Here is a 761-nt window from a genome sequence, read left to right as displayed (position 1 = left end):
CTGTTAGCCGACGACAGGCCCGTCGAAGTCGACGTGGACAACGACGTGATGGAGCTATTCGCCGACGACAGGCCCGTCGAAGTCGACGTGGACAGCGAGCCGATCGAGCTATTCGCCGACGAGAGACCCGTCGAGGTCGAGGTCGACAACGAGCCGATCGAGCTGTTGGCCGACGAGAGGCCGGTCGAGGTCGAGGTGGACAGCGAGGTGATCGAGCTGTTTGCCGACGAGAGGCCGGTCGACGTGGAGGTCGACAGCGACGTGATGGAGCTGTTAGCCGACGACAGGCCCGTCGAAGTCGACGTGGACAGCGAGCCGATCGAGCTGTTAGCCGACGAGAGGCCGGTCGAGGTCGAGGTCGACAACGAGCCGATCGAGCTGTTGGCCGACGACAGGCCGGTCGAGGTCGAGGTCGAGAGCGAGCCGATCGAGCTGTTAGCCGACGAGAGGCCGGTCGAGGTCGAGGTCGACAGCGACGTGATCGAGCTGTTAGCCGACGACAGGCCCGTCGAAGTCGACGTGGACAGCGAGCCGATCGAGCTGTTAGCCGACGACAGGCCCGTCGAAGTCGACGTGGACAACGACGTGATGGAGCTATTCGCCGACGACAGGCCCGTCGAAGTCGACGTGGACAGCGAGCCGATCGAGCTATTCGCCGACGAGAGACCCGTCGAGGTCGAGGTCGACAACGAGCCGATCGAGCTGTTGGCCGACGAGAGGCCGGTCGAGGTCGAGGTGGACAGCGAGGTGATCGAGCTGTT

The 761-nt window shown here is 64.4% G+C and carries 1 protein-coding gene; it reads left to right on the top strand.

From position 1 onward, the window contains the following. A partial coding sequence (locus tag B7G54_RS39455; RefSeq protein WP_208864982.1) for a hypothetical protein occupies positions 1–761 on the top strand: 761 nt, incomplete at both ends.

Origin of the sequence: Burkholderia puraquae (assembly GCF_002099195.1) — a bacterium.
Classification (GTDB): Bacteria; Pseudomonadota; Gammaproteobacteria; order Burkholderiales; family Burkholderiaceae; genus Burkholderia; species Burkholderia puraquae.
The sequence above is the reverse complement of the archived record's forward strand: the minus strand, read 5'-3'. Positions and strand labels throughout refer to the sequence as shown.